General features: G+C 37.4%; 4 protein-coding genes. 2 read left to right on the top strand and 2 right to left on the bottom strand.

Annotated features, from left to right (window positions below; all coding sequences use genetic code 11):
- Positions 1–276: 276 nt before the first annotated feature.
- Positions 277–465: a YolD-like family protein gene (locus tag BFL01S_RS19150; RefSeq protein ID WP_025910354.1), complete on the top strand. Its 189-nt coding sequence runs from the start codon at positions 277–279 to the stop codon at positions 463–465.
- Between the two features lie 41 nt (positions 466–506).
- Here BFL01S_RS19150 and BFL01S_RS19145 read toward each other — a convergent pair whose 3' ends face one another.
- Together BFL01S_RS19145 and BFL01S_RS19140 are read right to left on the bottom strand one after the other, a co-directional pair.
- Positions 507–1,193, bottom strand: coding sequence for a response regulator (locus tag BFL01S_RS19145; protein WP_025910352.1), 687 nt, complete (start codon positions 1,191–1,193; stop codon positions 507–509).
- Between the two features lie 26 nt (positions 1,194–1,219).
- Positions 1,220–2,797 carry an ATP-binding protein gene (locus BFL01S_RS19140; RefSeq protein WP_061786666.1) on the bottom strand — a complete coding sequence of 526 codons (1,578 nt, stop codon included), beginning with the start codon at positions 2,795–2,797 and terminating at the stop codon, positions 1,220–1,222.
- A gap of 135 nt (positions 2,798–2,932) precedes the next feature.
- On the opposite strand from BFL01S_RS19140, the gene BFL01S_RS19135 reads away from it, so the two are divergent.
- On the top strand, positions 2,933–3,970 hold the full coding sequence (locus BFL01S_RS19135) for a DctP family TRAP transporter solute-binding subunit (RefSeq protein WP_061786665.1): 1,038 nt from the start codon (positions 2,933–2,935) through the stop codon (positions 3,968–3,970).
- Positions 3,971–3,987 lie beyond the last annotated feature (17 nt).

Below are 3,987 nucleotides of genomic sequence, written 5' to 3'. Positions count from 1 at the left end.
AGGTATAGTAGAGGCAAAGGTGTTTGTCAAGAAAACCTTTAGGTAACAAACTCTTAACATGAGATTAACAGTTTTTTCACTTGAATTTCATAAAGAAAGAGTAAGATTTACGTTGTAAAGATTTTTTTTGAAAGTAGATGTGCAAAATTTCACAAAGTGTTCATTTTTTTAGTGAAAACGCTTACTATTTTTGTGTATACTAAAAGTAGATAAAAAACTGCTTACATTTTACTTCGGTTTTCATAAATAAAACATACCATGAGAGGAGATTATCTAATGATTTTAAAAGCTTTACGAAAAAACGGTTCTGTTACAGTTAATTATTATCGTGATGGTTTATTAGAAACTTTCAAAGGAAAAGTAAAACAGTTAAACCTAGTCGAACAAACATTATCTTTACAGGATGAAAATCACAATACGTTATCTTTACGCTTATCAGGAATTAAAGAAATCTATGAATCATAGCTACAGAGACCGGTCCAGCAAAGAACCGGTCTTTTTTATGACTACTTTTGTTGCAATAAATAACGGTTAACAGGCCTGCCGACTCGGCCATACTCTACGTAAAGCTCAACTTCTTTCTCTTGATCTAAATACTCTAAGTATCGACGTGCCGTGACCCTTGCAATACCCATTCCTTCTGCAACTTCTTCTGCTGAAATTGGATCAGTTTGGCTATGTAAATACGACCGGATTCCAGCTAACGTGACCGTGTTTAACCCTTTCGGTAACGTTGGATTTTTCTCAGCGGCTGTTTTAAATAATAGCGTATCGACTTCATCTTGAGTGATAGATTCGCTTTTGCTTAGTTTGGTTTGGCGCTGTCGATAGTTTTCTAAAGCTTGCTTCATGCGTTCAAACTTAAATGGCTTCATAATATAATCAACGGCTCCGTATTGCAATACACGCTTGACCGTTTCACTGTCACTGGCCGCTGTGACGGCAATTACATCTGATTGATAGCCCTTTGAGCGAATTTTTTGAAGTGTGGTAAGTCCGTCTTGATTCGGCATATACATGTCGATGATGATTAGATCCGGATTATCTTTTTCAATCATTTGTAACCCTTCTACTCCGTTTGATGCGACGTTTGTCACTACAAACCCTTCCACCTGCTCGATGAATTGCTTATTCACTTCTTGAACCATTAAATCATCTTCAATCACAAGTACCTTCCATTGGCTTTTTGTCATGCTTCCATCCCCTTTTCACTTATAACCTATAGTACAAATGTAATGGTAAACGCCGTGCCACGCCCATATTCTGTTTCAATCGCAATATCTCCATCACCTTTTTGAACAATTTGGTGAATTAAATAAAGACCAATACCTCGATTTTCCTTTGCCTTTGTCGAAAATCCCTCTTCAAAGATATGCTTCGCTTCTTCTTTAGCCATGCCGCATCCGTTATCCTCTACCAAAATAGACAACACGTCCTCTGTTTGTTCAATGCTGACATAGACTTCTTTCTCATCATGAAAAGAGTTAGCATACGAATCGAAAGCGTTTTCAATTAGATTCCCAATAATGATTACAAAATCATGGTGATCTAAATGCTGAGGAAACGTTTCTAAATAGCTATGCTTATCAATTGTTAACGTAATTCCCAATTCTTTTCCTCTGCTTACTTTGCTAATTAACAAGCCTGATATGCTTTCATTTTTAATATTTTTGTGTAAGAAATTCGTCAATTCTTCCTGCTGCTCGGAAACATCGAAGACGTACTCCAGCGCTTTTTCATTGTTTCCAAGCTGTATCAGCCCTGCAATTGTATGAAGCTTATTCATATATTCATGACTTTGAACGCGAAGTGCACTGACAAATGCTTTTACCCCAGTTAGTTCTTCAGCTAGCTTCTTTACTTCAGTTCGGTCCTGGAAAATCGCAACTGCTCCTACCGTTTCTCCTTTTACCTTAATTGGAACCCGATTGCTTAAAATCGTTAAATTCCGTACTTGAAGCTCTTTGTTATAAACCGGTTGATTCAGCTGTAAAATCTCTGGTAAACGGGTATCTGGAATGACGTCATAAATCAATTTTCCAATTACATCATCATGAATATTCATAATGGTTTTTGCTTTATCGTTAAAAATTGTAATATACTCATCTTTATCAATCGCGATTACAGCTTCATGCATAGCGTTAAAGGTTTCCGTTCGCTCGACAAATAGCCGTGCAATCTCATCTGGTTCTAACTCAAACATTTGCTTTTTTATGTGAGAAGCTAGTACCCAAGCTCCCCATCCACCAAATAGTAGAATTAGCAGACTGATGATAAAAATCTCTTTTTTCAAGCTCTGTATAACTTCTGAAAAAGTCGGCAACAAATAACCACTAATTACAACGCCAACCTGTTCATGGTGGTGATTAATAATTGGAACGAGTGAACGCACCACGGTGCCACTTTCTCCTTTGGCCTTATCCGTGTATGTGTGTTCAGCAAATGCTTGTCCTTCATCTTCACCATGCGATTTTGTGCCAATCATAGCGTTGACTGGATGAGACAGCCTTATCTTTTCCATATCAAGTACCACTACATAATCTGCCCCGTGAATAATTCGAATGGGGTCTACTATTGTGTTAATTTTCTGCCTTTTTTGTTCATCTCCCGTTATCTTTTCGCTAACCTCCGTCATTTCAGCTACAGTTCTTGATGTTACAAGAGCTCTCTGACGTAAATCTTCTTCCTTTGATTCCACAAACTCTTTAATCACGACAAGACCGGCTAAAAACAGCGCAAAGACGATAATAAAAAAGATTAAGGCAGTCATTTTCGTTTGCATTGAAAATCGATTCATAAAGCCTAAGCTACCTCTTCTTTCTCACATATACTATCTATATTTATTTTACCATGCTCCAAATCTGCATGGTAAAATAAATCATAAGATTACAATTCTTCTCATCGAGATGCGAGGAGCTGAGAGTAAGACCCTATGCGAATATTTATTGTAACAGCTTTATTTGTCAGCGCTTTCTTTACTTATATTTTGCTTTTCCCTCCTTCGTTTTTACATTCAGAACACGTCTATAGAGATGATGAACAACGAGGACTGGATGAGCAGATTGTGATTAACTTTAGTCATGTTGTAGCTGAAAACACCCCAAAAGGATTAGCAGCTCAAAAGTTTGCCAAGGTTGTTAATGAACGATCAGATGGCAAGGTTAAAGTTGAAGTTTTCTCAAATAGTGTGCTCTATTCTGATACAGAAGAAGTAGATGCTTTAAGAAGAAATGACGTTCAAATGATTGCTCCTTCTTTCTCAAAACTTGCAGATTTAAACGAGGATTGGCTACTTTTTGACCTCCCATTTATGTTTAAAGATGAAGGTGAAGTTGAAGCCGCGTTAAACGGTCAGATTGGCAAGAGTCTGCAAGCATCTCTCAAAAAAGAAAATTTAAAAGGACTAGCATTCTGGAACAATGGATTTAAACAAATGACGAGTAGTCAAAAAAAGCTGGCTGTCCCGGATGACTTTAAAGGCCAACGCTTTCGTATTATGCCAAGCGAAGTCATAAAAAAGCAGTTTGATCTACTTGATGCTAAACCTACCATTGCTCCATTTAACCGAGTGTATGAATCGCTGGAAAAACAAGAGTTTGACGGTCAAGAGAACACAATTTCAAATATCTATTCAAAGCGTTTATATATGCTGCAGCGCTACATGACGATTAGTAATCACGGCTACTTAGGCTATGCGGTCATGATGGACGAGAGCTATTGGAACAGCTTGCCTCCCGATGTTCAACTTCTGCTTTCAAATGCGATGGAGGAAACAACAGCTTGGATGTGGGAGCACTCGAAAGGAATGAATGAGCAGCAGCTCGAAAAAATTAAAAATGAGTCTTCGATTCAAGTTCATTATTTAACAGAACAGGAAAGAGATAAGTGGAAACAGCGCTTTAAACCACTTTATACAGAGTTTCAAAAGCGTTTAACAAAAGATATTGTGGAAGAAACATATAAGAAGTAATTAAAGAGACTGAGACA

The sequence above is a fragment of the Priestia flexa NBRC 15715 genome (genome assembly GCF_001591565.1).
GTDB lineage: Bacteria > Bacillota > Bacilli > Bacillales > Bacillaceae_H > Priestia > Priestia flexa.
This window is presented reverse-complemented; position numbering and strand designations above follow the sequence as displayed.

Coding starts and splice junctions, on each gene's coding strand:
- BFL01S_RS19135 (WP_061786665.1), top strand. CDS start 2,933: ATGCGAATATTTATTGTAACAGCTTTATTTGTCAGCGCTTTCTTTACT.
- BFL01S_RS19140 (WP_061786666.1), bottom strand. CDS start 2,797: ATGAATCGATTTTCAATGCAAACGAAAATGACTGCCTTAATCTTTTTT.
- BFL01S_RS19150 (WP_025910354.1), top strand. CDS start 277: ATGATTTTAAAAGCTTTACGAAAAAACGGTTCTGTTACAGTTAATTAT.
- BFL01S_RS19145 (WP_025910352.1), bottom strand. CDS start 1,193: ATGACAAAAAGCCAATGGAAGGTACTTGTGATTGAAGATGATTTAATG.